Annotated in this window: 28 protein-coding genes; 20 read left to right on the top strand and 8 right to left on the bottom strand. The window is 39.3% G+C overall.

Annotated elements, in window-relative coordinates; all coding sequences use genetic code 11:
* Positions 1–56: 56 nt before the first annotated feature.
* The 6 genes from H6H03_RS16500 to H6H03_RS16475 all read left to right on the top strand — a co-directional run bounded on the left by H6H03_RS16500 (position 57) and on the right by H6H03_RS16475 (position 5,711).
* Positions 57–869 carry an SDR family NAD(P)-dependent oxidoreductase gene (locus H6H03_RS16500; protein WP_190956157.1) on the top strand — a complete coding sequence of 271 codons (813 nt, stop codon included), beginning with the start codon at positions 57–59 and terminating at the stop codon, positions 867–869.
* Positions 870–1,114: 245 nt separating this feature from the next.
* On the top strand, positions 1,115–1,951 hold the full coding sequence (locus H6H03_RS16495) for a GNAT family N-acetyltransferase (protein WP_190956156.1): 837 nt from the start codon (positions 1,115–1,117) through the stop codon (positions 1,949–1,951).
* A 34-nt stretch (positions 1,952–1,985) separates the two neighbouring features.
* The gene (locus H6H03_RS16490) at positions 1,986–2,957 is read left to right on the top strand and encodes a threo-3-hydroxy-L-aspartate ammonia-lyase (RefSeq protein ID WP_190956202.1); all 972 of its coding nucleotides are present in this window, start codon (positions 1,986–1,988) and stop codon (positions 2,955–2,957) included.
* A gap of 188 nt (positions 2,958–3,145) precedes the next feature.
* Positions 3,146–4,456 (top strand): amino acid permease, encoded by a 1,311-nt coding sequence (locus H6H03_RS16485; RefSeq protein WP_190956201.1) that lies wholly within the window; start codon positions 3,146–3,148, stop codon positions 4,454–4,456.
* A 72-nt stretch (positions 4,457–4,528) separates the two neighbouring features.
* On the top strand, positions 4,529–5,074 hold the full coding sequence (locus tag H6H03_RS16480; protein ID WP_190956155.1) for an RNA 2'-phosphotransferase: 546 nt from the start codon (positions 4,529–4,531) through the stop codon (positions 5,072–5,074).
* 364 nt (positions 5,075–5,438) lie between these two features.
* Positions 5,439–5,711 (top strand): GlsB/YeaQ/YmgE family stress response membrane protein, encoded by a 273-nt coding sequence (locus H6H03_RS16475; RefSeq protein WP_190956200.1) that lies wholly within the window; start codon positions 5,439–5,441, stop codon positions 5,709–5,711.
* Between the two features lie 159 nt (positions 5,712–5,870).
* Here the strand turns inward: H6H03_RS16475 and H6H03_RS16470 are convergent, their stop codons facing one another.
* Positions 5,871–6,053 carry a CsbD family protein gene (locus tag H6H03_RS16470; protein ID WP_190956154.1) on the bottom strand — a complete coding sequence of 61 codons (183 nt, stop codon included), beginning with the start codon at positions 6,051–6,053 and terminating at the stop codon, positions 5,871–5,873.
* A 342-nt stretch (positions 6,054–6,395) separates the two neighbouring features.
* Here H6H03_RS16470 and H6H03_RS16465 point away from each other — a divergent pair, with 342 nt between their 5' ends.
* Genes H6H03_RS16465 through H6H03_RS16455 form a run of 3 tightly spaced genes read left to right on the top strand, consistent with a single transcriptional unit; the run spans position 6,396 to position 8,004 of the window.
* Positions 6,396–7,280: a TIGR02587 family membrane protein gene (locus tag H6H03_RS16465; protein ID WP_190956153.1), complete on the top strand. Its 885-nt coding sequence runs from the start codon at positions 6,396–6,398 to the stop codon at positions 7,278–7,280.
* Positions 7,277–7,675, top strand: a complete 399-nt coding sequence (locus tag H6H03_RS16460; RefSeq protein ID WP_190956152.1) for a TIGR02588 family protein — start codon at positions 7,277–7,279, stop codon at positions 7,673–7,675. Before H6H03_RS16465 ends, H6H03_RS16460 begins: the two co-directional genes overlap by 4 nt.
* A complete protein-coding gene (locus H6H03_RS16455; RefSeq protein WP_190956151.1) occupies positions 7,675–8,004 on the top strand; it encodes a hypothetical protein in 330 nt (109 codons plus the stop codon). Before H6H03_RS16460 ends, H6H03_RS16455 begins: the two co-directional genes overlap by 1 nt.
* Positions 8,005–8,036: 32 nt before the next feature.
* Here H6H03_RS16455 and H6H03_RS16450 read toward each other — a convergent pair whose 3' ends face one another.
* Positions 8,037–8,927, bottom strand: a complete 891-nt coding sequence (locus tag H6H03_RS16450; protein WP_190956150.1) for an alpha/beta hydrolase — start codon at positions 8,925–8,927, stop codon at positions 8,037–8,039.
* A gap of 199 nt (positions 8,928–9,126) precedes the next feature.
* On the opposite strand from H6H03_RS16450, the gene H6H03_RS16445 reads away from it, so the two are divergent.
* Complete coding sequence (locus tag H6H03_RS16445) at positions 9,127–9,582, top strand: helix-turn-helix domain-containing protein (RefSeq protein WP_190956149.1); 456 nt, start codon at positions 9,127–9,129, stop codon at positions 9,580–9,582.
* Here the strand turns inward: H6H03_RS16445 and H6H03_RS16440 are convergent.
* The 5 genes from H6H03_RS16440 to H6H03_RS40360 form a co-directional block, all read right to left on the bottom strand.
* On the bottom strand, positions 9,569–9,739 hold the full coding sequence (locus tag H6H03_RS16440) for a hypothetical protein (protein ID WP_190956148.1): 171 nt from the start codon (positions 9,737–9,739) through the stop codon (positions 9,569–9,571). The genes H6H03_RS16445 and H6H03_RS16440 overlap by 14 nt on opposite strands.
* Positions 9,736–11,196 carry an Asp-tRNA(Asn)/Glu-tRNA(Gln) amidotransferase subunit GatA gene (gene gatA / locus H6H03_RS16435; RefSeq protein WP_190956147.1) on the bottom strand — a complete coding sequence of 487 codons (1,461 nt, stop codon included), beginning with the start codon at positions 11,194–11,196 and terminating at the stop codon, positions 9,736–9,738. Before gatA ends, H6H03_RS16440 begins: the two co-directional genes overlap by 4 nt.
* A 445-nt stretch (positions 11,197–11,641) precedes the next feature.
* Complete coding sequence (gntT, locus tag H6H03_RS16430) at positions 11,642–13,024, bottom strand: guanitoxin biosynthesis MATE family efflux transporter GntT (RefSeq protein WP_242057864.1); 1,383 nt, start codon at positions 13,022–13,024, stop codon at positions 11,642–11,644.
* A 71-nt stretch (positions 13,025–13,095) separates the two neighbouring features.
* Positions 13,096–13,680 (bottom strand): hypothetical protein, encoded by a 585-nt coding sequence (locus H6H03_RS16425; RefSeq protein ID WP_190956146.1) that lies wholly within the window; start codon positions 13,678–13,680, stop codon positions 13,096–13,098.
* Positions 13,681–13,743: 63 nt separating this feature from the next.
* On the bottom strand, positions 13,744–13,881 hold the full coding sequence (locus tag H6H03_RS40360) for an AMP-binding enzyme (protein WP_313931858.1): 138 nt from the start codon (positions 13,879–13,881) through the stop codon (positions 13,744–13,746).
* Between the two features lie 906 nt (positions 13,882–14,787).
* Here H6H03_RS40360 and H6H03_RS16415 point away from each other — a divergent pair.
* The 8 genes from H6H03_RS16415 to H6H03_RS16380 all read left to right on the top strand — a co-directional run bounded on the left by H6H03_RS16415 (position 14,788) and on the right by H6H03_RS16380 (position 20,668).
* Positions 14,788–16,140: a helix-hairpin-helix domain-containing protein gene (locus H6H03_RS16415; protein ID WP_190956145.1), complete on the top strand. Its 1,353-nt coding sequence runs from the start codon at positions 14,788–14,790 to the stop codon at positions 16,138–16,140.
* A gap of 201 nt (positions 16,141–16,341) precedes the next feature.
* Entirely contained in the window at positions 16,342–16,908 is a 567-nt protein-coding gene (locus tag H6H03_RS16410) for a hypothetical protein (protein ID WP_190956144.1), read from the top strand.
* Between the two features lie 263 nt (positions 16,909–17,171).
* A complete protein-coding gene (locus H6H03_RS16405; protein ID WP_190956143.1) occupies positions 17,172–17,708 on the top strand; it encodes a hypothetical protein in 537 nt (178 codons plus the stop codon).
* A gap of 202 nt (positions 17,709–17,910) precedes the next feature.
* Entirely contained in the window at positions 17,911–18,225 is a 315-nt protein-coding gene (locus H6H03_RS16400; RefSeq protein WP_190956198.1) for a hypothetical protein, read from the top strand.
* A complete protein-coding gene (locus H6H03_RS16395) occupies positions 18,215–18,583 on the top strand; it encodes a pentapeptide repeat-containing protein (protein WP_190956142.1) in 369 nt (122 codons plus the stop codon). Before H6H03_RS16400 ends, H6H03_RS16395 begins: the two co-directional genes overlap by 11 nt.
* A gap of 78 nt (positions 18,584–18,661) precedes the next feature.
* Positions 18,662–19,525: a fructosamine kinase family protein gene (locus H6H03_RS16390; protein ID WP_190956141.1), complete on the top strand. Its 864-nt coding sequence runs from the start codon at positions 18,662–18,664 to the stop codon at positions 19,523–19,525.
* Positions 19,526–19,559: 34 nt separating this feature from the next.
* On the top strand, positions 19,560–19,808 hold the full coding sequence (locus H6H03_RS16385; protein ID WP_190956140.1) for a DUF433 domain-containing protein: 249 nt from the start codon (positions 19,560–19,562) through the stop codon (positions 19,806–19,808).
* A gap of 242 nt (positions 19,809–20,050) precedes the next feature.
* A complete protein-coding gene (locus tag H6H03_RS16380; RefSeq protein ID WP_190956139.1) occupies positions 20,051–20,668 on the top strand; it encodes a 2OG-Fe(II) oxygenase in 618 nt (205 codons plus the stop codon).
* Between the two features lie 78 nt (positions 20,669–20,746).
* On the opposite strand, the gene H6H03_RS16375 is transcribed toward H6H03_RS16380, so the two are convergent.
* Positions 20,747–21,832 carry a glycosyltransferase family 4 protein gene (locus tag H6H03_RS16375; protein WP_190956138.1) on the bottom strand — a complete coding sequence of 362 codons (1,086 nt, stop codon included), beginning with the start codon at positions 21,830–21,832 and terminating at the stop codon, positions 20,747–20,749.
* A gap of 866 nt (positions 21,833–22,698) precedes the next feature.
* Between H6H03_RS16375 and H6H03_RS16370 the strand changes: the two genes are divergently transcribed.
* Both H6H03_RS16370 and H6H03_RS16365 read left to right on the top strand, forming a co-directional pair.
* Entirely contained in the window at positions 22,699–23,505 is an 807-nt protein-coding gene (locus H6H03_RS16370; RefSeq protein ID WP_190956137.1) for an ABC transporter permease, read from the top strand.
* A 428-nt stretch (positions 23,506–23,933) separates the two neighbouring features.
* Positions 23,934–25,778, top strand: coding sequence for a bifunctional serine/threonine-protein kinase/formylglycine-generating enzyme family protein (locus H6H03_RS16365; RefSeq protein ID WP_190956136.1), 1,845 nt, complete (start codon positions 23,934–23,936; stop codon positions 25,776–25,778).
* The last annotated feature ends 16 nt before the right edge of the window (positions 25,779–25,794 follow it).

Genomic DNA, 25,794 nt, shown 5'->3' with positions numbered 1-25,794 from the left:
TATACTTGATTAGATATTACTGCACTTCAACTAATTAACTCAGATTTGCAATTTTAATGAATACAACATCAAAAAGTCAACACCAAAAAACTGCTCTGATTACTGGAGCGGCTAGTGGAATAGGCTACCAATTTACCCAGATTTTTGCCCGTAATAATTATAATCTTGTGTTAGTAGATAAGAATGAACAAAAACTTACTGAAATTGCAGATCAATTACCGCAAAAATTTAATATTTTTGTCAAAACTTTTGCTAAAGATTTATCTATACCAACATCACCCGAAGAAATTTTTACAGAACTACAACAAGCATCCATTAAAGTTGATGTATTGATTAACAATGCTGGTTTTGGTACTTACGGAACATTTAGCGAAACAGACCTCACCACTGAACTAAAAATGCTACAGGTAAATATGGTGAGTCTGACTCATTTAACTAAATTATTCCTCAAAGATATGATCGAACAGGATTATGGAAAAATATTAAACGTTGCCTCAGCTGCTGCTTTTCAACCGGGGCCTCTCATGGCAGTTTATTTCGCTACTAAAGCTTATGTATTATCATTTTCAGAAGCGATCGCTAATGAATTAGAAGGTACAGGTGTCAGCGTGACTGTTCTTTGTCCAGGGCCTACAGCCTCGGAATTTCAACAAACAGCTGCAATGGAAGACTCGAAAATTGCCAGTGTTAACAGAATGATGAACACGCAAACCGTTGCCAGTATTGGCTATCATGGTTTAATGAAAAACAAAACTGTTGTTATTCCTGGGATGAGAAATAAAATATTGACTCAAAGCGTCAGATTTACACCCAGAAATTTAGTTACAAAAGTTGTCAGAAGTATGCACGAACTCAAAAAAAATAAGTAGCTTGATATCTCAAAATTTTTGATATGCAATAAAGATTCGCGGATGGTTGACGCGAATCTTTAATTTTTGTTTTATGTTAAATAACATATTGATATAAAAAATTTTAGAATTTAAAATATTTGATTTTTTCCGGGTGGGAACCTTGGAAACTGGGGCAATGGAGAAAATTGTCCTTTCTCAATTTGCGGTTTTGCGAGAACAAATGACCAGGACAACTATTAGTAGCGAAGCCTAAGGGAATTAGAATGAAAGTTTATCGATTTCAAAATGCTACTGAATTTTACGCCAGGGTAAAAGATTACTTGCTGAATCAGGAAGCAATGCATAACTTACTGTTGGGAATTAGCCATACCTTGATTGAAAATCCCGAACGCTTTGAAGAAAAGCCTTATTTGTCAACAGTGGAGGTAAATGGAGATATTGTGGCTGTAGCCATGAGAACATCACCTAGACCATTGCTACTCTCCGAGATTAAAGATTTCCAAGCAGTGGAGTTACTTGCTCAAGATTTATCTATCTCCTACCCATCACTACCAGGAGTAAATGCTCCCACAGATGAGGCGCAAGCTTTTACTCTGGCGTGGCATTCGCTGACTGGTCAATCCTATCAGTTGAAAGTAGCTTTGCGTACCTTTAAATTAGAAAAGGTAAAGCCAATTTCTCAAGTCACAGGTTATTTACGTCTAGCCACAGAGGATGACCGAGAACTTCTGAAAAATTGGCATGAAGCCTTTTCTCTAGAAGCTTTGGGCGAGATTGAACTAGATGCAGAACGCTGGGTTCAAGGAGTTTTACGCCAAGGTACTGCTTACCTTTGGCAGGACGAAGTAGCAGTTTCAATAGCTTGTCATGGTGGAACCACGCCCAATGGTGCGCGGGTTGGTATGGTGTACACACCGCCTGAACATCGCCGTAGAGGCTACGCCAGCGCTTCTGTTGCAGCTTTGAGTCAGACTTTATTAGATCGAGGAAATCGATTCTGTTTTTTATTCACAGATTTGGCAAACCCAACATCCAATCATATATATCAGGAAATTGGTTACCAACCAGTGGGCGATTGGCATAATTACTCGTTCGTCTGACAATAAAGAGCAACAATCTTTAATACTGCCATCGATGCTGAAGCATAACTTTATTACCATAACTGATGTCCAAGCAGCACAAGGGCGACTTTTGGGAATTGCCCACCGCACACCCGTGCTGACTTCTAGAATTGTTAACGATCGCACTCATAACCAAGTGTTTTTTAAGTGCGAAAATTTTCAACGCACCGGTTCATTTAAATTTCGAGGTGCATACAACGCCTTAGCGCAACTATCGCCAGTACAAAAACAAACAGGCGTTCTCGCTTATTCATCCGGAAATCATGCCCAAGCGATCGCTTTAGCTGGACAATTACTAAATATTCCCACCACCATTGTCATGCCTGACGATGCACCCACCGTCAAAAAAACTGCCACTCGCAGTTATGGTGCAGAGGTAATTTTGTACAATCGCCAAACAACGAACCGTGAAGAATTAGCCCAAAGTTTAGCAAGCGATCGGAATCTCACACTAATTCCGCCATACGATCATCCCCATATAGTTGCAGGACAAGGTACAGCAGCTTTAGAACTGATTCAAGAAGTAGGCGAATTAGACTTGCTGTTAGTTTGTTGTGGCGGTGGTGGCTTACTTTCCGGTAGTGCGATCGCCACTAAAGCACTTCTACCTGATTGTAAAGTAATCGGCACAGAACCGACACTTGCCGACGATGCCACCCGTTCCTTTCACAGCAAAACCCTGCAAACTGTCAAAAATCCTAACACCATAGCTGACGGCGCCCGGACTCCTAGCCTTGGCCAAATTACTTTTCCCCTAGTTCTGCGCTACGTCGATGATATGGTAACCGTATCTGAGGAAGCGATCGTTCGCACCATGTTTTTCTTATGGGAACGCCTGAAAATTGTTGTTGAACCCACTGGAGTACTCGCCGCCGCCGCCTTACTCGAAGGTGTGGTAACAGCACCACAAGCCAAGATTGGTGTCATCATCAGCGGTGGAAATGTAGATTTGGCACAAGTTGGTAAATTGTTTTCTCAGTGTTAATGAAGGGACTGGCGATTGGGGACTGGGCTTTATACCCAGTAACTTTAGCTATAATTAATACTCCTAACCTCCTGCCTCCTGCCCTCTGCCTCCTGCCTCCTTTGGTAAATTAAGGATTTTTGCTAAAATCGTTTACATATGTTAAAATTGTGTCCTTAATTTAAGTGCAATTACTCAATATGACCCTCATGAAGGCTGTTCTCAAGGATTCAGAGCAAGTAACTCGGTTCTTTTCTCACCTTCAATTTGATGGAAATAAACTCAATCATCAACCAGGTAGCGTATTGGGAAGTACAGCGCTGATTGCGGGAACCACAGTCGGGGCTGGGATTCTCGCCCTACCAGCTGTCACCCTGCCATCAGGTATTTTGCCATCAACCTTTGGGCTGATTGCTGTTTGGCTCTACGCTCTAATTTCAGGTTTGTTGATTGCAGAGGTGACTTTAAACACCATGCGTCTAGAAGGGCGTCCGAGTATAGGTCTGTTGGGAGTTGTTGAAAAGACCCTTGGAAAGCTGGGGGCGCGAGTTGCTAGTAGCGCATATTTATTTATGCACTACGCTTTGTTGGTAGCATACATTACCCAAGGCGGAGAGATTTTAGGAACTGCGATCGCAAACCTTTGGGGCGTGCAGAACTTATTGCCTACATGGGTGGGTACAACGGCTTTCACACTCATCTTTGGCGGCGTGATGTATGTTGGGCGAGAAAAGTTTATTGAGAAATTAAACAGCGCCTTTGTGGCAATTGTCATTGTTTCTTTCTTGGGGCTTTTATTACTAGCAGGAGGGCAAGTTAAGAGTAGCCAATTCTTAACCCAGAACTGGAGTGCCCTTGGTAGCGCTGTTTCAGTTATGTGTGTAGCAATGTTTTATCAAAACATTGTACCGGTAGTTGTGACGCAACTTGAAGGAGATGTCAGCAAAATTCGTCGCTCGATCTTCATTGGTTCCTTGATTCCCCTAATCATGTTCTTGGCGTGGAATGCTGTAATTTTGGCAAGCGTCAGTCCCGATATGGTAAATAACACATCTGTCGGCAAAACTGTTTTTGACCCACTACAGATTTTGCGAGCCGGTGGCGCAGGAGAATGGTTAGGAGTGCTAGTATCGGTGTTTTCAGAGTTTGCGATCGTCACATCATTCATTGGATTTGTATACGGTTTATTGGATCTATTCAAAGATATTTTTGTTATTGCACAGGGCAAAGGATCAACTCGCCTACCCCTTTATTCGTTAGTTCTTTTCCCTCCGATGACTCTCGGTACCCTCAATCCCAGCATATTTTTTACTGCCCTAGATTACACAGGAACATTCAGCATCTCAGTTTTAGGTGGAATTATTCCAGCGTTAATGACTTGGAAGCAACGTCAAGAACAAAAAAACTCCAATAGCATCCATCAATCACTCGTTCCTGGCGGTAAGTTGACACTGATGGCGATGATTGCAGTGGCATTAGTCCTGATGATTAGACAAGTTATGTCAATTTACACAAATTAAAACTATTAGCTAAAATTTTCATGTAGTATATAAATATAAAACTGTAGTATAAATAATCCCAACCACAATTAAATGAGCGATCCTCGACTCATCAAAATCAGCAAATATCTCAGCAAATATCTGCGACACACGCCAGATGCAATTGGAATTGAACTTGCTCCCGGTGGTTGGGTTGCTGTTGATAAACTACTTACAGCTTGTGCGAAAAACAAGTTTCCCATTAGCCGTCAAGAATTAGAGTTAGTAGTTGCATCTAACGATAAACAACGCTTTTCTTTTGACTCTACAGGTACTATGATTCGTGCTAATCAAGGACATAGTGTAGAAATCGATTTACAATTAGAACCTATTACTCCCCCAGATCGGCTTTATCACGGTACGGGACACAAATCTGTAGATTCAATTCTGAAAACAGGACTTTGCAAAATGTCCCGTCACCACGTTCATTTGTCGAAAGATATAGCTACAGCCCACAATGTGGGAGCAAGACATGGGAAACCAGCAGTTTTTATCGTAGATGCTGCGGCAATGCATCAGGCTGGTTACATTTTTTATTGTTCTGATAATGGTGTTTGGTTGGTGGATAGTGTGCCACCTGAATATCTACAAAAAATTTGAACTTGAAAAGGCTGATGCTCGACTCCTATACAGGAGTAAATAAAGTTCAAAAATCAAGCAAATTACTAGATAATATCAGGTTCGTCTAATTAGTTACGATAAAAATTTTGTAGACTTCTTTGCGCCTTTGCGCCTTTGCGTGAGATTTAATTATAACTATTTTGCCGAACATGATATAAGTCAGTATTAGCAATAAAAGTTACACTTTTATTACCAAAAACTTAGCTATTGCTTGCTAATAACCTTAGATTCAAAGAAAGTACACTAACTAAGCTTGAGTTGAATACCTATATCTTATGGTAGAAGGAAAACAGTATTGTAATTTCTAAGCTAGTTATTAACTTTTCTGATGGATAAATTTATGCTGAACATTATTGCTTGGGTAATTCTGGGTTTGATTGCCGGAGCCATAGCAAAAGCTATCTATCCCGGTCGTCAAGGTGGTGGAATCGTTGCAACTATGGTACTAGGTATCGTAGGTGCTGTAATTGGCGGAATTTTAGTTACTCTTTTAGAGACGGGTAGATTTCAATTAGCTGCTGCATCCCTCAGCATCCCTGGTATAATTGTCGCCATAATTGGTGCAATCATCGCTATCTTTATATGGAATTTAGTGGCTGGTCGTGCCACTTATTAATTGAATCGAATTGCTACAAAAATTATGATTGGAGCCAAGCTTTTAGCCAATTTTGCCCCAATACAAAAACTCCACTTTCCAAAATTAGTGGAGTAATTAATGTCAGACTATCAGTAATAAATCAGCACTAAAATTACGATTTACATTGCAGTAGCTAAACTAGCTTAAAGCCTTCTTGATTTCATCTTTGATGTTTTCGACAACGTGAATACCTTCAGCTTCGGCTTGCTTTGCTTGTCCTTCAACTTTATCCTGAGGGTTGCCAGTTAATTCACCCACAACCTCTTGAATTTTTCCTTCAATATTTTTTGCTGTAGCTTCGATTCTTTTTTCGGCACTCATGGTTTTATCTCCGGCTTGTAGTTGATTAAGCTACTACTAAATTTATTAGTAATGTATTGTTTTTTACTTCCTTCAAAGGAGAGAAAAATTACATAAAGTCTAGTATCTTGAGATGGGTGCCAAATGGGGCAGCACTATTTAGTGTAAAATATGAATAATCAATGAATAAAACTTATATATCTTGAAGAAAAAGCCAGAATGCAATCAGCAGATAGATATGTAGGGGCGTACAACTATACGCCCCTATCGCTGATTTATATGTTGCTTAAGAAGCCAGATATGTAGGTATTGCTTTGGCAATTTTTATATAAAGCAAATTTTTAACAAAAGGAAAGTCAAGGAGTGGCAACAAAACGTCATAAAAACGTCTGGAGAAGTGAGATTAATGACATCATTCGGGGTGCGTGTGGAGGTTTTTTATTTGGCATACCTTTGCTGTATACAATGGAGGTATGGTGGATTGGCTCGCTGGCAAAACCACAACTGATGATGATGGCGATCGCACTGATGTTTATTGTGGTTTTCTTGCTCAATCAAACAGAAGGTTTTCGCAAACGCAGATATACTTGGCAAGCTCAACAAGCCGCAATGGATACCATAGAAGCAATAGCGATCGGAATAACTTGCTCTACCTTTGTGCTGCTACTATTGCGAGAATTGACGCTAGAAACTTCCCTGAGAGAATCTTTAGGTAAAATTATCTTTGAAAGTGTACCTTTCACTCTTGGCGTAGCATTAGCCAACCAGTTTTTGGGAGATACCAGAAACGACGATGACAAGGAAACACCACCTGCAAAATATGATGAAGCGAACAAAAACGACAACCAAATAGACGCCACCTTAGCAGATATAGGTGCAACCCTAATTGGTGCGATCGTCATTGCATTTAACATTGCCCCAACAGATGAAATTACCATGTTAGCCGCCGCCGCTTCACCGCTTTGGGAATTGGCAATCATCGCCGCATCTTTGCTGATTTCCTACGGCATAGTATTTCAGGCAGGCTTTTCTGACCAGCGAAAGCGAAGACAGCAAAAAGGAATTTTTCAAAGGCCATCTAGCGAAACCATCATGTCTTATCTAGTATCACTACTAGCAGGCGCTTTCATGCTGTGGTTTTTTCAAAAGTTGACTTTTAGCGACCCGTGGACAATGTGGTTAGATCACACCTTAATGTTAGGTTTACCTGCAACCATTGGCGGTGCAGCCGGTAGGTTAGCGATATGACTAAAACAGAAGAAAAACCAAAGCGTTCCCTTGCTGAATGGGTGACATTCACTATCGCCTCGTTTATTTTAGCCATTATTGTAAGTTTGGTAGGCTACACTTGGCTAAACGAAAAAAACCAACCTCCTATTATTTCTGTCAGTAAAAAAGAAGCTATTCGGGAAATTGATGGGCAATTTTATGTACCCTTTGAAGTCGTAAATACTGGAGGAGACACAGCCGAGTCGGTTCAAATTATTGCTGAGTTAGTAATTGATGGCGAAGTTGCAGAATCAGGAGAACAACAAATTGACTTTATATCTACTCGTGAAACAGAAGAAGGCGCATTTATATTCAGCCAAAATCCCAGCAAAGGTAAATTAAATCTGCGTATTGCTAGTTATAAATTACCATAATGCAAGAGAATTCAGAATTCAGAATTCAGAATGTTAGAATCGTAGTAACTTCTATCATTTCTTTCTTTTCTTCCTTTGTGTCCTTAGCGTACTTTGCGGTAGCCTGCGGCAAGCCGCTCCGCGTCTACGTTATCACTCCATCTTTGACACAACGCAGAGAAAAAAAGTCTGTAGAAGCTAGCCTTGGTGGCTTCTACCTGAAGTTGACACGTATGCATAGCTATACGCCCCTACGATTATCTGTACCTCACGGCTTTCCAATGTGCTGTAAGTGTTTAATGAGACTTGATATTAAACGCGATCGCATCAAGCCAGATGCACTCAAATAATCCTAATCTAAAATCTAAAACTCTATTAGAAGTTATACTTTATTTACTGTCAAGACTTGTTCAACAAAAGACTCTACCAATTGCAAATATTGTGAACCTGCGATTACTGCGGTATTATTATGCTCCGCAGCTGGAACTAAAAATAATTGCTTTGGTTCGGGAGCAGCAGCATAAAGTTTTTGGCTCATGAAAGAAGGTACAGCCGAATCGGCAACGCCATGAATGAATAAAACAGGTACTTTTAAATTGGGCAATTTTTGAATTGATTCAAACCGCTGCGTCAAAATTAAATCTACAGGAAACATGCCAAACTTTTTTCGATAAGCAATCAATTCGCGGATGGATGTAAAAGAGCTTTCGACAATTAAACCAGCAGCTTCTGGGTGTTTCACTGCTAAATCAATAGCTATTGCACCCCCTAAAGAATGACCATAAATAAAAATTTGCTTTGGTGGAATTTGTTGTTGTAGCAAGTAATTCCAAGCTGTGGCTGCATCCTCATAAACCCGCTTTTCATTGGGGAAAGAACCTTCACTGCGGCCATAACCCCGATAATCAATCAGCAAGACCGAAAATCCTAACTGGTAAAATCGATTAGCATGAGCTACATTTGCGCCAATATTAATACCGTTGCCGTGCAAATATAGCAACACCTTAGCATTTGGTTGCTCAGCTTTTATCCACCAACCATGAATGTGCTCTATCTTACCTGTTTTAAGAGCTACAGGTAACCAAATCTCTTCGTAAGTGAGATTAAAAAACTCTGGTGTCTTTTCAAGAACAGCAGTAGGAAAGAAAATAAATCGAGTTTGGCTAATAAAAAGAAATAGACAGATACCCAAGTAGATAAACGCTGTAATTATCCCAGCCCAAAGTAGCAGCCGTGTAAATACTGGTATTACAAATTGCAGCTTGTTGTCCATTCATGCTTGATTTTTTTGATTTTTTGAGTATTTATTATAACAGAAAAAATACTTACTATAAGTGCTTTAGCATTTTAAAATGAACGATTAAGCAATAATGAAAAAAAATTATCTAAAAATCAAATATTTAGTAAATTTACGTATGCAAGTTTAAGTCTTCATCAATGAAAGTAGAATTAGCCCATACTAGGAGAAGACCGTGACACCCTTAAACGAAGCTCAACTAGAGCAACTAAAGGAAATCAGCACACACTTGCGACAAGTAAGACAACAAAAATCCATACGCATCGAAGAAATAAGTGAAAAAACAATGATTCGATTAGGCGTTTTGGAAGCATTAGAACATGAGCGATTTGAAGAACTACCAGAGCCTATTTTTCTTCAAGGATTCATCCGTCGTTATGGAGATGCCTTAGGACTAGATGGAAATACTTTATCGCACATGCTGATAATTAATGTTGTCCGGCAAGACTGTAAAAATACTCATAAAAATTTAGATAAAAAACGAAATACATACATACCTCTTGTTTTGACCTATATTTTATTATTAGTAAGTGCATCTGCTGGTCTTCTTCATACACTAAATCCGCGCCTTACAGCTGAATCGGTGACTCCAGAAGATAACAATCAGCAGTCGCTAGTTAGTAATCAGTGAGGGAGATGGGGAGACGCGGGGACGTGGGAACGCGGGGATGAAGAGATGAGGGAGATGACGGAGTGTGGGTAGAAAGAGAATTTATGCTTCCTCTTCTTCCTCCCACACCTCCCAGACCTCCCACACCTCTTCTCCATGCCCCATGCCCACTTTTCAAGATATTTGCGGTTTACGCAGATGCCAATTAGTTGATTGCTCATAAGCATGAGCTACTTGAAAAAGTTGGTCTTCTCTTAGGACATTACCAATTAGCTGTAATCCTATGGGTAACCCTTGCTCGTCAAAACCACATGGCAAACTTAAGCTAGGTAAACCAGCAAGATTTACGGGAATAGTCATTAAGTCATTTAAATACATACTTAAGGGGTCAGTGGTTTTTTCCCCTGCTTTGAATGCTGTAGTGGGAGATGTGGGACAAACTAACACATCAACCTTACCAAAAGCCCTTTCAAAGTCTTGCTTAATCAGTGTGCGGACTTTTTGAGCTTTCAAGTAATAGGCGTCGTAATAGCCAGCCGAAAGCGCATAAGTGCCGATCATAATCCGGCGTTTGACTTCTGTGCCAAAGCCAGTGGCACGGGTACGAGTGTACATTGATAGCAGATTATCGGCATCAGCAGCGCGGTAACCGTATTTAACGCCATCGTAACGAGCTAGGTTAGCTGAGGCTTCTGATGGAGCGATGATGTAGTAAGTAGGTAAGCCATAGCGAAAGCGCGGACAGGAAATTATATGAATTTCTGCTCCCAAACTTTGTAGTTGGTCAACTGCTTTAGTAACAGCTTGTTCTACTACAGAATCTAGACCTTCGCCAAAAGTTTCTTTAATGATGCCAATTCTGAGCTGGCCTCTTGGTTTAAAGTCTGGTTTTAAGCTAGCAGCGTAGTTGGGAATGGGAACTTTGAGGCTAGTGGAATCTTTGGGATCGTAACCTGCGATCGCGTTCAATAATATCGCAGCATCTTCTACTGTGTTTCCAAATGGGCCAATTTGATCTAAAGACGAAGCATAAGCCACCAAACCATAACGCGAAACCAAACCGTAAGTTGGTTTCATCCCCACAACACCGCAGAAAGACGCAGGTTGGCGAATCGAACCACCAGTATCAGAACCGAGAGCAACCACACATTCTTCAGCTGCTACCGCTGCTGCGGAACCACCAGAAGAACCACCCGGAACTCGTGACAAATCCCAAGGGTTAGCCGTAACTTGGTAGGCTGAGTTTTCTGTGGAACTACCCATCGCAAACTCATCTAAGTTGGTTTTACCCACCATCACCGCCCCAGCATCTGCCAGTTTTTGTGTCACCGTTGATTCATAAGGCGGTACAAAATTTTCCAAAATCCGGGAACCGCAGGTGGTAGGAATCCCCTTAGTACACAAATTGTCTTTAATCCCCACAGGAATCCCTGCTAGCAGCCCAATTTGTTCTCCCGCTGCGATTTTGGCATCCACAGTACCCGCCTGCTCTAATGCCCGTTCTGCCGTCACGCATAAAAAGCTGTGTAATTTCGGCTCTAACGCTTGAATGCGCTCTAAAGCTTCTTGGGTAATTTCAACAGCAGAACGTTCTTTTTTTACTAGCTGTTCGTGCAACTCGCGGATGGATACCATGATTGCTCTCTTTGTGACTCAAGTCCTTGATTTTAGTACATATTGGATTGATTGGGGAGTGGGGCATTGAGTATGGGGCATAGGACATTGGGAATTAAGAAGAGAAGTCAATTCTCACGCAACTCTTTGACAAAATTCTCTGCAATCACAGCATAATTATATTCTGGTGTCAGATTTACTCTTACACTTGGCTAATTCATTAACTTTACTTATGTTATAAGGTCAACTCAGCCATTCAACACTGACATTTAAAATCACTAATTTTCAACAAAAATCCACTTATACAGGCATTCATCATGGAGCGATACCTTCGATGAGCTTCGCTAACGCCAAACTTTTCGGTCTACTAACAGTTTATCTCAATAAGTAATCAAATTTTTCTAGGAGTCTGTGCCTCCCAAACCTTTACCTGGATTGCTTTTACCATGATTGTCGCTCTCTGAAGCTATTTTCTCAAGTCTTGTGATACATCCAGGTATTGACTGGTGCCAATAGAGTCACCTTCCAAAGTTTCTGGTAACTGAACTGCAAGTACTACCATTCTTGTGGCCATAAATGCTGATGTAGCCAACCACAAAAGATGATTATTATGAGTGAACCAAGTGCAAAGAGCTACAGGTACAAATCCCAATAAAGTTGCTATCAAAGCACTGTTACGCAAGGATTGACTTTTGGTTAAACCTGCAAAATATCCCTCCAAAATCCAAGCTACAGAAAAACAGCTTAAGACTAAGAATAACCAAGATACATAGTATTTAATTGTCTCTATCAGTTCACTATGATTAGTTAACAACCCAAATATAGTCTCAGGTAACAGAATGCACGCTCCTGATGTGATAACTCCAACTAGTAAACTACTGAACAGCGAAACCTGTAAAAGAGGTAATAACTGATTTTTGGTAGATTGACCTTGAAAATTTCCGGTTAGGGCCTCTGTAGTGAATCCTATTCCTTCCACTAAAAACATAATCAGAAATACTACTTGTTGGAGCAGGCTATTTACTGTTAAGATATCTGTCCCCAAAGTGGCACTCAAATTAAAAAAGACTGTCCAAGTGGACATATAGACGAAAGACATAATCAATAGGTCACTATTGAGAATAAAAGTATCTTTAAAAGCTGACCAATCCCAAAACTTCTGCATTGCTGTTTGCAAGCTTTGCCATTGGAAAGAGCGACTCCCCAAAATTACGCCTATTAATAAGATCAAATACTCGCTACTAGCTTGAGATAATCCTGCCCCCATACTTCCCAAATTCCACTGCATAATTGAGTAGTAAGTCAGCACAATATTAATGACGTTGCCAACGATAGTCAACAGCAATACCTTGCCATTTTCTTCGCGTCCTAGAAACCAGCCAATTATTACACAATTGAGCAAAAATGCAGGCGCTCCCCAAATCCGGGTGTAAAAATACGCTATTCCAGTAGACTCAACTTCTGGAGAACCGTTCAATAAAAGAAACCCCAACAATCCTATCGGATACTGCAACATCAAGATGAGAACACCCAATACTAGAGCAATGAACCCATTCCGCAGTATTACTAGTAATATTGCTTCTTGGTCATTCCTTCCTACAGCTTGAGATGTTACTGCTGTAGTTGAAACCCTTAAAAAGAGGAAGTTTTCGTAAATAAAGTTAAATATAACTGTAGCCAAACTCACTCCTGCTAAATGACGGATTTCTGTAAGATGGCCTAAGAACGCAACACAGACTAAGCCAGCCAAAGGCTCTGTCAGATTGGACAAAACATTGACAGCAGCCAGCCGATAAAAACGACGTATAAGGGCTTGGTTCGTTTTTATGTAATTAAACATATATAGCATGAATTTTTTTGCCAGAGTGATGGAGGAGCGGTATTGCCGTCAAAATTTCTCCGCAGCTATAAAAATGTAAATTATAAATATCTCACCCATCTATTTGTATTATTTTCCAACGGTCTATGTAAATAACCATGTTTTCTACTCAAATATTTTGCGCCTGCCTGAGTTCCGATGTCAGTTACCACTTCTTTAAAGCCAGCATTTCTCACTTCCTCATGGACTCTTTTGAAGAGTTCATCAGCAATTTTTATCCTGGCTTTCGGAATTAATTCATCAGATGTAAAAAACCATCCAATCTCACAACTTATTTCATCTTCATATCTATATGTTGGTACACCAAAGATGACTCCTAAGATTTTACCTTCCATATTCATCGCTACTAGATGTTTTAATCCTTGCCTAGAAGGGTTATTTACAGATGACCATGTGTATTCTAGGGGAAGTTCTTCTTGTTTATATTCTTCATTAAATTTAGAATAGCGGAATGCCTTTTTCATCAAAATTTCAATTTCTACCCATTTTGTTTTAATAAAATCATGTTCTACTAATTTGATTACATAATCTTGTGGCACATCATAATCAGTTATATTTCTATGCTCATGAGGAATATCAACTTTTCCATCTAGATTATTGGTCATACCATCTAATTTATTAATCATAGTGTTTTCTGCATAACTTTATTGTTTTAATAACTCCAGCACTGGCTTGTTTTTTCAACATGTTCAAGATATATTGACTGAATCCTGTTGGCGTAAAGCTTTTTTGAGGATTTTACCTGTGGGATTTTTAGGAATTGATTCTACAAATTGAATTTTCCGAGGAACTTTATAAGTTGCCATTCTCTCAGAACAGAACTGAATAATATCTTCTTATGTAACTAATTGACCGGGTTGAAGACAAATGTGAGCCTTGACTATTTCTCCTTGCAGCATATTGCGAACTCCATTTGCTAATTTACAACAGATTGTATGTATAGGATTCATATTTGATTTTTGAAATACACGTAAGGTGTGTTATTGCTAAGGGTACAGCATCAAAGCCTTGAGATGGTGCGTTAGACTTCCGTCTAACACGCCACTAGATATACTTAGATTTTTCAAAAATCAAATCGGACTCCTATAGATGAGGTACAAATTTTACAAACAAAGCCATGTCACAGAATGGTTTCAACCTTGGCTGTTGACTTTGTTGGTTTTTAGTAAAAATATATTATGAGCTTTTGTTCTAGTTAAAAGCCAAGCCAGTACAAGGTTTCAGCCTTAGTGGAGTCCAACACAAAAACTGCATGAACCACCTGGCAAAAAAGCCACAAAGTCAACAGCCTAGTTTTAACCCAGTTTTGAGGCTTATTAATAAGCTAAACTTATCATTTACCCAAAGCATTCAGCTTTTGCACTTTTTTCCAAAAACGGTATCACAGGCTACTATTTTTTAGCGATGGCTACGCCCGCCGCAGGCATCGCAAAACTTTTCCGTCTACTGAATTTTTCATCTCCCCCGTGCCCTATGCCCAAATACCTTACTAAGCGGATTAATATCTATTTAAATGTGTTTAATAAGCTTTTAAAACACCAATTATCTGCTTATTAACTGTGTATTTATTCGTTTATTTAACTTTTGATATATTGTGATTAATTTTGTGTAAGAGTATAGCAATGTTTTTTAGTGTTGGAGAGTTGTATTATTAGTAATACTCACTATACAATTTTCATCATTTTATCAATTAATTAATTTTGTTTGCAAAATTTGTTTTGAGAGGGGGTAGGATGGTAAAAATACTAACACGCAAATATATAGGCAGGCAAAATGTCTATGATATTGGGGTTGAACGCGACCATAATTTTGCGATTAAAAGCGGTTTAATAGCTTCTAATTGCTTCAATAAATCCCATTCAACTGCCTACGGTTATGTAACTTATCAAACAGCATATTTAAAAGCTAATTATCCATTGGAATATATGGCGGCACTGTTGACGGCGAACAGTGGTGATACAGATAAGGTACAAAAATACATTACTAACTGTACAAATATGGGTATTCCCATAGATCCGCCAGATATTAATCGTTCTGGTGTTGATTTTACGCCGGCGGCAGGAAAGATTTTGTTTGGATTTTCAGCCGTGCGTAACGTGGGACAAAATGCGATCGCTAGTATTTTGTCAGCCAGAAATGAGACAGGAGAGTTTAAATCTCTAGCTGATTTTTGCGATCGCGTGGATTTACGTGCAGTTAACCGCCGTACTTTGGAGTCACTCATATACTGTGGAGCTTTTGATAAAATTGAACCTAACCGTCAACAGTTAATTCATGACCTAGAATTAGTATATGATTGGGCACAATCTCGTGCTAAAGATAGAGCCAGCGGTCAAGGGAATCTCTTTGACTTATTAGGCGATGGATTTTCTCAGACTCAAAATAAAAGAGTAAATAATGCCTTTGAAACTGTTCCTAAAGCTAAACCTGTGGCGGATTTCCCTCCACAAAAAAAGCTACAAATGGAGAAAGAATTATTAGGTTTTTATGTATCAGATCATCCACTAAAATCTTTACGGCAAATAGTACCACTTTTGACTCCGATTAATCTTTCACAGCTTGGAGAACAAAGGGAAGATACAAGACTTTGTGCAGTTGTCATGTTGAATAATGTCAAAAAAGTTGTTACCAAAAAAGGCGATCAAATGGCAATTTTGCAAATAGAAGACCTAACTACACAAGTAGAAGCTGTAGTTTTTCCCAAAACTTATGAACGCATTAGTTCCCTACTCCAAGTTGATACCAGATTGATTATTTGGGGAAAAGTAGATCGACGTGACGAGCAAACTCAATTTATCCTTGAAGATGCAGAACCAGTAGAAACAGTACAAATGGTAATGGTGGAATTAAATCCCCAGCAAGCAGTTAATATTGAAGAACTACATCGATTGAAAACAATTTTGCAAGAGCATTCACCAGACAAAGAAAAGGCAAAAATGCCAGTAATTGGAGTTATACAAACTGAAAATTCGCGTAAACTTGTTCGCTTGGGTTGGCAATTTTCCGTACAAGATTCTAGAATCACCGTTCAAGCTTTACAAAACGCTAGATTTCCTGCTCATATCAAATCGCTGACTGGTAGCTGATTTTAAAAGTAAAAAGTCCACCAGTACTGAAAGTACATTAAGTTAACAGTTTTACTTAACTGTCAACAGTATATTGCCTTAAGTATTTAGGATTTTTATAGTTTTTTTCGTTACTTATGCGGATGAAATTTCTCTTAAGAAAGTGGTATCTTTTTATGCCATGACCTTGAGGCTGCGACTGGGGGAAGGAGTTATAACTTGATGATCGTCAACGACCTGCATAAATTTGTCTCATACTGTAAAAGAATTCAACCCCAAACTCAGGAAGACATTCAAAAATTTTTTGAAGGGGTGCTGTTATTTCCCTATGATAAGGAACTCTTGTTGCAGGCTTATTTATTTTTGAATATTAAAGACTTGTTTCCCTCATGCGCTGAATTGCTGTTGTTTGAAAAATCACCAATATCAGATTATACAGATTTAGGTAAATGTGATTTTGTTTACCTGACTTTTAAAGGCAGCCTGTTTTTAATTGAAACCAAGTTTATTGATACAGAAGCAACAGGAGCAACAGAAAGAAAAAGAAGAAATAAACACAGAAATAAAGTATTTGAGCAAGTGATTACTTTAAAAGGTCGATTTAGCGAATATTGGAATATTAGACTAGACCAATTAGAATGCGGAGTTTTCACAACAGATCCAGAAGTTGCTTGGCGAGGAAATGGTGTGAATGTCATATCGAAATCAATATCTATAGACCATTTGGAAAAATGGCGAAGAAATTATCATACTGTTGAAAAAGGTATTGAAGTAAGCAAACATTATTAATTTCAACTCAAAATTCATTCTTCATCAATATAAGTTTGCTCTATGGCAATCATATTTGATTTCATATTCCCAGTGTTGAGACCCCTGACTTGTAAAAGAATTCAGGGGTCTAAGTTTTAAATTGCGATCGCTAACACTAGTATTCAATACAACCAACTAGTAAAAATAATTTTATCCTTGTTCAATCCTCAGTATCTTTGGCCCGGAAAATATGTCAGATTACTGGAATAAGTACCAAACGTCTGACAGGAAAACCAAAAAAAATGAGAATTTGGGCTACTACTGCTGTGCTAGCTTCTTCTTGGCTATTATTTGACATCATAGCTTCTAAGCCAATCAGCGCTACTTATGTTGTAGTACAAAATGCCGCACAATTTCCTACACCAACAAGCCTGAAAAAGATTACTGTTACTAACGCCGAGTTTGGGTTGAAGAGAGTTGACGCCAAAGGTAACGTTACCATTTTTGAGACAAAAACAGTGCCACTTCAGGAAGGAAACGCCTACGGATGGCGAATTAAACTCAAAAATTACCAAGGTGAAGTCAAATGGCGCGAAGTCTTGCGTTTACCAAAACCTCCAGAAACTTGGGGTACAGATAACGGTGAAAACTTCTCAATTTCCGCAGACGGCACCACATCTATAACGCGGCGCACACAGTCTGCCGCTGATGGCGTGATTGAGAATTTTTGGACGATCGCTCCTGGCGATCCAATTGGTAAATATAAAATAGAAGTCTACATTGATGACCGTTTAATTAATACTTTCGAGTTTGAAGTTATTCCAGTCAAGCGAATATAAAAGGGCATTGGGCATTGGGCATGGGGCATTGAGAAGTGTGGGAGGTGTGGGAGGATGGGGAAGAAATCTTTCTCCCCACACTCCCCACACTTCCCTATCTCCCCATCCCCTCTGCCTCCCCTGCTCCCCATCTCCCTCTGCCCCTTCTGCCCCGCAGAGGAGTATCTTAAAGATAGAAGTTCGATTTTGTTGGGTGGCGATCGTGAATACCGAGGAATTCTTGCGATTGATGGAAAAACAGCGCCCGTGTCCTCAGACATTGCCAAAAGCGCTGCAAGCAATGTGGTACGAAAAGAAAGGTGATTGGAGCAAAGCTCATGAAATAGTTCAAGATGCCAGCGATACTGATAGTGCTTGGGTTCATGCTTACCTGCACCGAAAAGAGGGTGATTTGAATAATGCGCGTTACTGGTATCGACGCAGTGGGCAGCAAGAGTTTGCAGGAGATTTAAGCCAAGAATGGGAACAAATAACTTCTATATTGCTGAAAAAGGTCAATGTGATGCATGGATGCTGAGGAATTGAAAAGGCGTTATGCCGCAGGGGAGAGATATTTTCCCGCTCTCAACTTGAGTAGGTACAAGTTTATTGGAGCCTACTTACCTGGAATTAATTTATGGGGATCTGACTTGAGTGGAGCTAATTTAGCTAAAGCCAAGCTTTGGGGAGCAGATTTGAGTAGAACTAACTTAGCCAAAGCGAATTTGACTAGGGCGAATTTGAGTGGTGTCAAACTCAATGAAGCGAATCTCCGAGGTGCCAAACTCAAATATGCCAAGTTGTATGGAGCAAATCTGACTGGTGCTTACTATGATGAAACCACCCGTTTTTCTAAAGGTTTTGACCCCATCAGCCAAAATATGCGGAAGATGTGAAGGAAGCTGGGGACTGGTGACTGGTGACTGGGGACTGATAAATTGTTATTTGCCCCTTGCCCTTATTCCCCATAAACTATGTGGACTCAAATCGACGCGCATATTAGCCAAATAACCGGCGAACAATTTCAAAGTCAACAACGGCGATCTGTTGGTGGCGGATGCATCAACCAAGGTTATGCTGTCTGTAATGATAAAATCACGTACTTTGTCAAGCTCAACCAAGCATCTCAAGTTGCAATGTTTGAGGCTGAGGCGCTAGGGTTAGAGGAAATACTAGTAAGCGCTAGTATTCGGGTTCCCAAACCTGTTTGTTGGGGTGTGGCTGCTAATTCTGCTTACATTGTCCTTGAATGGTTGGAATTGGAAAGCGGTAATTCCAAATCATGGGAAGAGATGGGACGCCAATTGGCGGTGATGCATAAAGCTAGCAGTAGTGAAGGTTTTGGTTGGAAAATTAACAATACTATTGGTTCGACACCCCAAATTAACACTTGGACACCAGACTGGGTGGAATTTTATGCAAAACATCGTTTGGGTTATCAATTTCAATTAGCAAGGCGGCGCGGGGGTAATTTTCCTCAACAAGATCGGTTATTAGCGGCGATTCCTCAATTGTTGGCAAATCATCAAGTGCAACCTTCGTTGGTACATGGCGATTTATGGGGTGGAAATGCTGGGTGTACTGTGTCAGGAGAACCGGTGATATTCGATCCAGCAACTTATTTTGGCGATCGCGAAGTCGATATTGCCATGACAGAATTGTTTGGTGGTTTCCCCGCAGCGTTTTACAAAGGTTATAACGAAGTCTTCCCTTTAGATGACGGTTATGAGCAAAGAAAAACACTTTATAATCTTTATCACATTTTGAATCACTTCAATTTATTTGGTGGTGGTTATGCTTCCCAAGCCAACCGCATGATTGACCAAATTTTGCGATGAATAAAACTTGGGGGCTATTACAGGTAAATACATAATGAGTACAAATAATTTGCTTTCTCGAATTTCTATAGACCCAAATATTTGCTTTGGTAAACCTTGTATTCGCGGGCATCGTATTTGGGTATCGCTAATTCTGGATTATTTAGCTAGTGGAACGACTATTGAAGAGATTCTAGAAGCATATCCTAGTATAGAAAGAGAGGATGTGCTTGCTTGTATTGCTTATGGCACTGAAATGGCACGAGATGTATTTGTAGAGATTCCTTTAACTGAAAAAAAGTAAGCAAATTCGTGAAATTAAAGCTTCATGAAAATATCAATATTCGTGTTGTAAGTTTATTGCGTTTGGCAAGCAAAATGCCTACCCTTTTCCTTCCAGAATTTATTTTTTTACTGCAAAAATAAGTTGCGTTACAGGTTTAGTATGACACACTGCTATATGGCTCGATTTACGAGTAACGAAACTTGATTTTTATTATGTCCACTTAAAAACTATTTATAAGTATTATTTTCCCAAAATGTACCGTGAAATACTATCAACAACAACCTAACGCATTTCCTAACGATTATCTAAATAATTTATGGGGAGAAATCCAAGCTTGTCCTTATTTTGCTATCAATAACCTCAACCGCGATTTTGTTGCTACTAAAGGATTTTCAGTAGTATTTCAGCGTTCTGGATTAGCAACAGTAGAACAGCATTTTCCCTACTTCAAGCCTTATCTAGATTTAGCTCTCCAGCCAAATTGTAATGCTTTTTATCTAAATCCTTTACAGTTAAAAGAAGGCTCTCGTGTCGATCCGCATATCGATCGCTCGTTACGTTCTTACTCCAAAAACATTGAACCACCTATACTTGTGAGTGTGCTTTATGTCCGAGTCCCTGCTGATATGGAAGGGGGAGAATTAGTACTGCGATCGCACAAGCGTCAACTTGGACAAATTAAGCCGCAAATTAATACTTTACTTTACTTTCAGGGAGATTTAACCCATTCTGTTAACGCAGTCAAAACCCCTGGCGATCGCCTTAGCTTGGTTTGCGAACAGTATTCTTTAAGTGAAGCCGAACTCCAAGAAATTCCCCAGTTTACTATAGAGTCAAGAAAAACTCAGTCTGCAAGTAAAAAGAGAAAGTCAAACTAAGCAATGGGCAATAGGCGATTAATAGGAAATTCACCTTTATATAATAGCAACAGCCCGCCAATGCCTATTGCTTATTGCCTATTGCCTATTACTACCTAAACTAAGCAAACTCCGAAAGCGCCCATTGAGAGAAAATTTTTCTCCAATGATTTTTTGATAAACTGCTTCATAGCCATCAACCATTTGTTCGACACTGAAACGGTTTTCTACATGTTGGCGACAAGCATACCGATCTAACTGTGTTATTTTCTCAATAGCACTGATACACTCTTGAATGCGATCGCCAAGAAAACCTGTTTTACCGTGGGAAATTACTTCTTGAGTAGATCCTAAGTTCATCGCAATCACAGGCGTACCCGAAGCCATTGATTCAACCATCACTAACCCAAACGGTTCTCGCCAAGTGATTGGAAATAAAGTTGCTACTGCACCTCCCATCAAGGCATTTTTTTGAGTATGGTTAGCTTCACCTAAATATTGAATTTGTTCGCCATCAATCTGTGGTTTGATTTGTGTCTCAAAATATTCCACATCAACAACATCTACCTTACCTGCCATTTTCAAAGTCCAACCAGCTTGTTTGGCAATTTCTATGGCTAAGTGAACTCCCTTTTCTGGGGACATTCGGCCCAAAAATGCCAGGTAGGGGGGATTTTCTGGTTTAGAATAAAACTCATACTTGTTGATATCAATTCCGTTGTAGACGGTTGCTACATAATTTAACCCTAACTTTGGTTCTCTTTGTGCATTAGAAATGCTAACGTATGGTTGTTTTTTACCAAAACTAAACATCTTTTCGTTATCAGGGGTAAAAACACCATGCAACGTATGAACTGTAGGAGTTGCGACCAGATTTGCGTAGGGTAATGCCGCATACCCCATATGAGAATGAATAATATCAAACTCTGCTGCTCGTTGATACACTGAAGCTAGTTCCAGCATTTCGTAAATGCTGTAATCTTTGACGGTGCGATCGAGTCTCAGGGCATGGGGATGAACTGACACTAATTTTGCCAAAGTAACAGAATCCCCCGATGCGAATAACGTCACTTCATGTCCGCGTCGCACCAGTTCATCAGTCAGCAATCCTACTACTAACTCTATGCCACCATAAGCGGGAGGCGGTACTCTCTCCAATAATGGGGCTACTTGAGCAATTCGCATTACAAACCTCCTAAAAAATAAAACTTGAATAACAAGTATTTTTTTCTGTTTGCGTAGTGCTTATACTTGATTCAGTCTGCACTAACAAGTAACTTAAATTACGAAGCTTATTCACAATTGCATCAAAATCTTATGCTCTGACTTGGAGATTTTTTGTCTACCTTAGTAGATAAATTAACCTTTCCCTAAGAGGTAAATTTATTTTAATTTATGAGATGTGAGTAAGATTTTGCTCTAGATTATTTAGACTAAATATAATTTTAGCAAATCGCTAAAATCTTTGTATATAGATAATATTAGACTAAAAATATGAAATTATTGGCGTTAATTAATTGGTTTCCAGATATTAATTAAAAAATCGAGGCTTTAGATACCTAAAGACCCTCTATTTTCACTTAAAAGGATTATCAGTTGTGCCCAAAGATATATTTTCCTAAGTAAGTAGTTTGAAATTATCACATAGATGTAGAGATGTTAAGTTGCAAGGTCTTTACTCACCAATTAGATTACCCAACAGTTAACTTCTGCCTCAAGGGTGGGAACACCAAAAAGTAAGCATCACATCAATACCAAAATTATTGACTTTTTACATTAAATATGATACTTTATATTTTCACTAAGAAAAATCAAATATAAACGTAAATATTTCTCTACATATCAAATATCAAAAAACCGCGTGTGGATGTGCCGGCGGTTTATTTTCTATAATGCTTATATTCTCGATATTTAAAATATTGAGCATCCAATTTTGAGCATTAATTGAGCATAACATTGTGTATAAGATGATGCTAGGAAACAGGCTTAAGCTACTGGTTTTAGAAATTTTGAGAATTATTTGAGCATTAAAGTAATGCTAGGAGCTAGAAATGTTGTTACTAAAGGATTCTAAGCGTGTATCATGGCAGGCGGTTTTCTCGCTGCTGATATTTGTGTTTATGTACCTGCCGATACTGGTACTTGGCTTTTATAGCTTTAATCAATCCCCTTACAGTGCAACTTGGCAAGGATTTACCTTAGATTGGTATTTAAAGTTGTTTAGCGACGATCGCATCTTATCAGCTTTGCAAAATAGTTTGATAGTTGCTGGTTGTGCAGTTGGAATTTCAGCAGTGCTGGGAACCTTGATGGCTGTAGGTTTGGCGCGTTACCAATTTCCGCTGAAGAATTTGTATCGCGGTATCGCCTACCTACCATTAATTATTCCCGATATTGCGATGGCAGTGGCTACCTTAGTGTGTTTAGCCGCATTTGCAATACCTTTGAGTTTGTGGACGATAGTTGCAGCACACGTAGTATTTTGTCTTGCTTACGTGGGGCTTGTGGTTTCTTCTAGACTGACAAATTTAGATCCTCATTTAGAAGAAGCAGCATTAGATTTAGGCGCGACACCAACCCAAGCATTTATCAAAGTATTATTACCTCAATTAATGCCTGGTATTATTGCTGGTTGTTTGTTAGCTTTTGTCCTGAGTTTAGATGATTTTTTGATTGCCAGTTTTACTGCTGGTAGTGGTTCTAACACTCTGCCAATGGAAATTTTTAGTCGTATTAGAACAGGAGTCAAGCCTGATATTAACGCTTTGAGTGTGATGTTGATTACCGTATCAGCGATCGTTGCTTTTCTTGCTGAGTTGCTTCGTATTTCTGGAGAAAATAAAAGTTTAGAATTATAAGTTAGAATTCAGAATTCAGAATTCAGAATTCAGAATTCAGAATTCAGAATTCAGAAGTTACAATCAATCATCTGCTAGTCTAACAGAATACAAGCAAGAAAATTTTCGCGACTGACGCCAATATTGCTGTTTTGATTAAAATTATTTATTATTTATAGCATTTCCCGTTCTAGTGAAGTACATGGTAGGGGCGCATAGCTATGCACCCCTACAAATTTCTGATTCAGAACTGCTATAGTTATTAGTGAACTTTTTTATCTAAAAACAACAGCTATCTTAAAGAATAATTCTGAATTCTGACTCCTGAATTCTGAATTCTGATATTTTTAAACACATATAAAAAATTCCGTGTTCGCTTCTCTACATAACTGTTTTCAATAAGATGATATTGGGGCTAACTTTGGAGAAGATGCTATTTTCACTTCATTATGCAAATCTGCCAAAATCCCAATTGCTCAAATCCATTCAACTCTGATAGCAATAAATTTTGCGTCAGTTGCGGACAAAGCAACTTTGGCAAACTTCTGAGAAACCGTTACCGCGTATTGGGACTCTTAGGTGAAGGTGGGTTTAGCAGAACTTATGCTACAGAAGATGCAGATAGACTCAATGCGCCTTGCGTCATCAAGCAATTTTTCCCACAATTTCAAGGAACTGGACAACGCACCAAAGCCGCCCAATTTTTCAAAGAAGAAGCTTTTCGGCTGTATGAACTCGGAGAAAATCATACCCAAATTCCTAGATTACTTGCTTATTTTGAACAAGGTACGAGTTTGTACCTCGTGCAAGAATTTATTCAAGGAAAAACTCTTTTACAAGAAGTCCAAGAAAAAATCTATGACGAAGAACAAATTTGGCAACTTTTAGCTGATTTATTGCCAGTTCTGGAATTTATTCATGGCAGTAACATTATTCACCGCGATATCAAACCAGAAAATATTATTCGCCGTACAAGCGATGGAAAACCCGTCTTAATTGATTTTGGTGGTGCCAAACAACTAACACAAACAAGTATAGGAAGGCAAGCTACAGTAATTTATACACTTGGTTATGCACCGACTGAACAAATGGCTGGCTTTGCTTGTCACGCCAGTGATTTATATGCTTTGGGCGTAACTTGTGTGCGTCTTCTAACTCAATGTTTACCTTTACAGGATGTTTCTGGACAAGTTAAAGATCCTATTTATGATGCCATGAACGCTAAGTGGCTGTGGCGCGAACGATTAGAAGAAAAAGGTATTACTATCAGCGAAGAATTAGGAAAAATTTTAGATAAATTACTCAAACATTTACCAACCCAAAGGTATCAAACAGCAACAGAAGTTCTCAAAGATTTGGAATTTATTAAATCAAATCTTGAACCTGTTGCCCTAAAAATGGTTTCCATTCCCCAACCCGTGTTACCGCCACCAAAAGTAATAGTACCATTACCGCCTTTAAAAACTTTTGAATTTGATGTAGTGACAGTAGACACAGCAGGTAGAGAAGTTAGTCGCATGACTCGCAGTGCAAACTTCTTTGCTGAAGAATTGGGTAAGTCTGTCACGCTGGAAATGGTATCAATTCCTGGCGGTACGTATATGATGGGTTCACTGGAGTTTGAAGGAGACGCTGACGAACGTCCTCAACGCCAAGTGATTGTAGAACCATTTTTGATGGGAAAATTTCCTGTAACTCAAGCACAGTGGAGAGTAGTTGCAGCATTACCGAAAGTTAACCAAACCTTAAATCCAAATCCATCGAAATTCAAAGGTTTAGATAGACCAGTAGAAAATGTATCTTGGCATGAAGCTGTAGAATTTTGTCTGAGGCTATCAGAAAAAACTGGACGCGACTATCGTTTACCGAGTGAAGCGGAATGGGAATATGCTTGTCGTGCTGGAACTAAGACATCCTTTCACTTTGGCGAAACCATTACCACTGATTTAGTTTGCTGTGGTGACGAACCAAAAAGCAAATTCCGTAAAGAAACAACAAACGTCGGCAGCTTTGAAGTAGCCAATGCTTTTGGATTGTACGATATGCACGGGTTAGTTTGGGAATGGTGCGCCGATCCGTGGCATAACAATTATCATGATGCACCTTCAGATGCAAGAGTTTGGGAAATAGGCGGTGATATCCATCGCCGGGTACTACGCGGTGGTTCTTGGAATTTCAGTGCAGAACTTTGTCGCAGCGCCAGCCGTAGTTGGAATGAGTCAGATGGTGGGTTAAGGATTTGTGGCTTTCGGGTGGTATTTTCCAGCGAAGCAATACCGAAATCTCAAGTTTAGAACTTGAAAACTTCTT

The sequence above is a fragment of the Nostoc paludosum FACHB-159 genome (assembly GCF_014698835.1).
GTDB lineage: Bacteria > Cyanobacteriota > Cyanobacteriia > Cyanobacteriales > Nostocaceae > Nostoc > Nostoc paludosum.
Note: the sequence above shows the minus strand (reverse complement) of the source record. Positions and strands in the feature narration are given on the sequence as shown.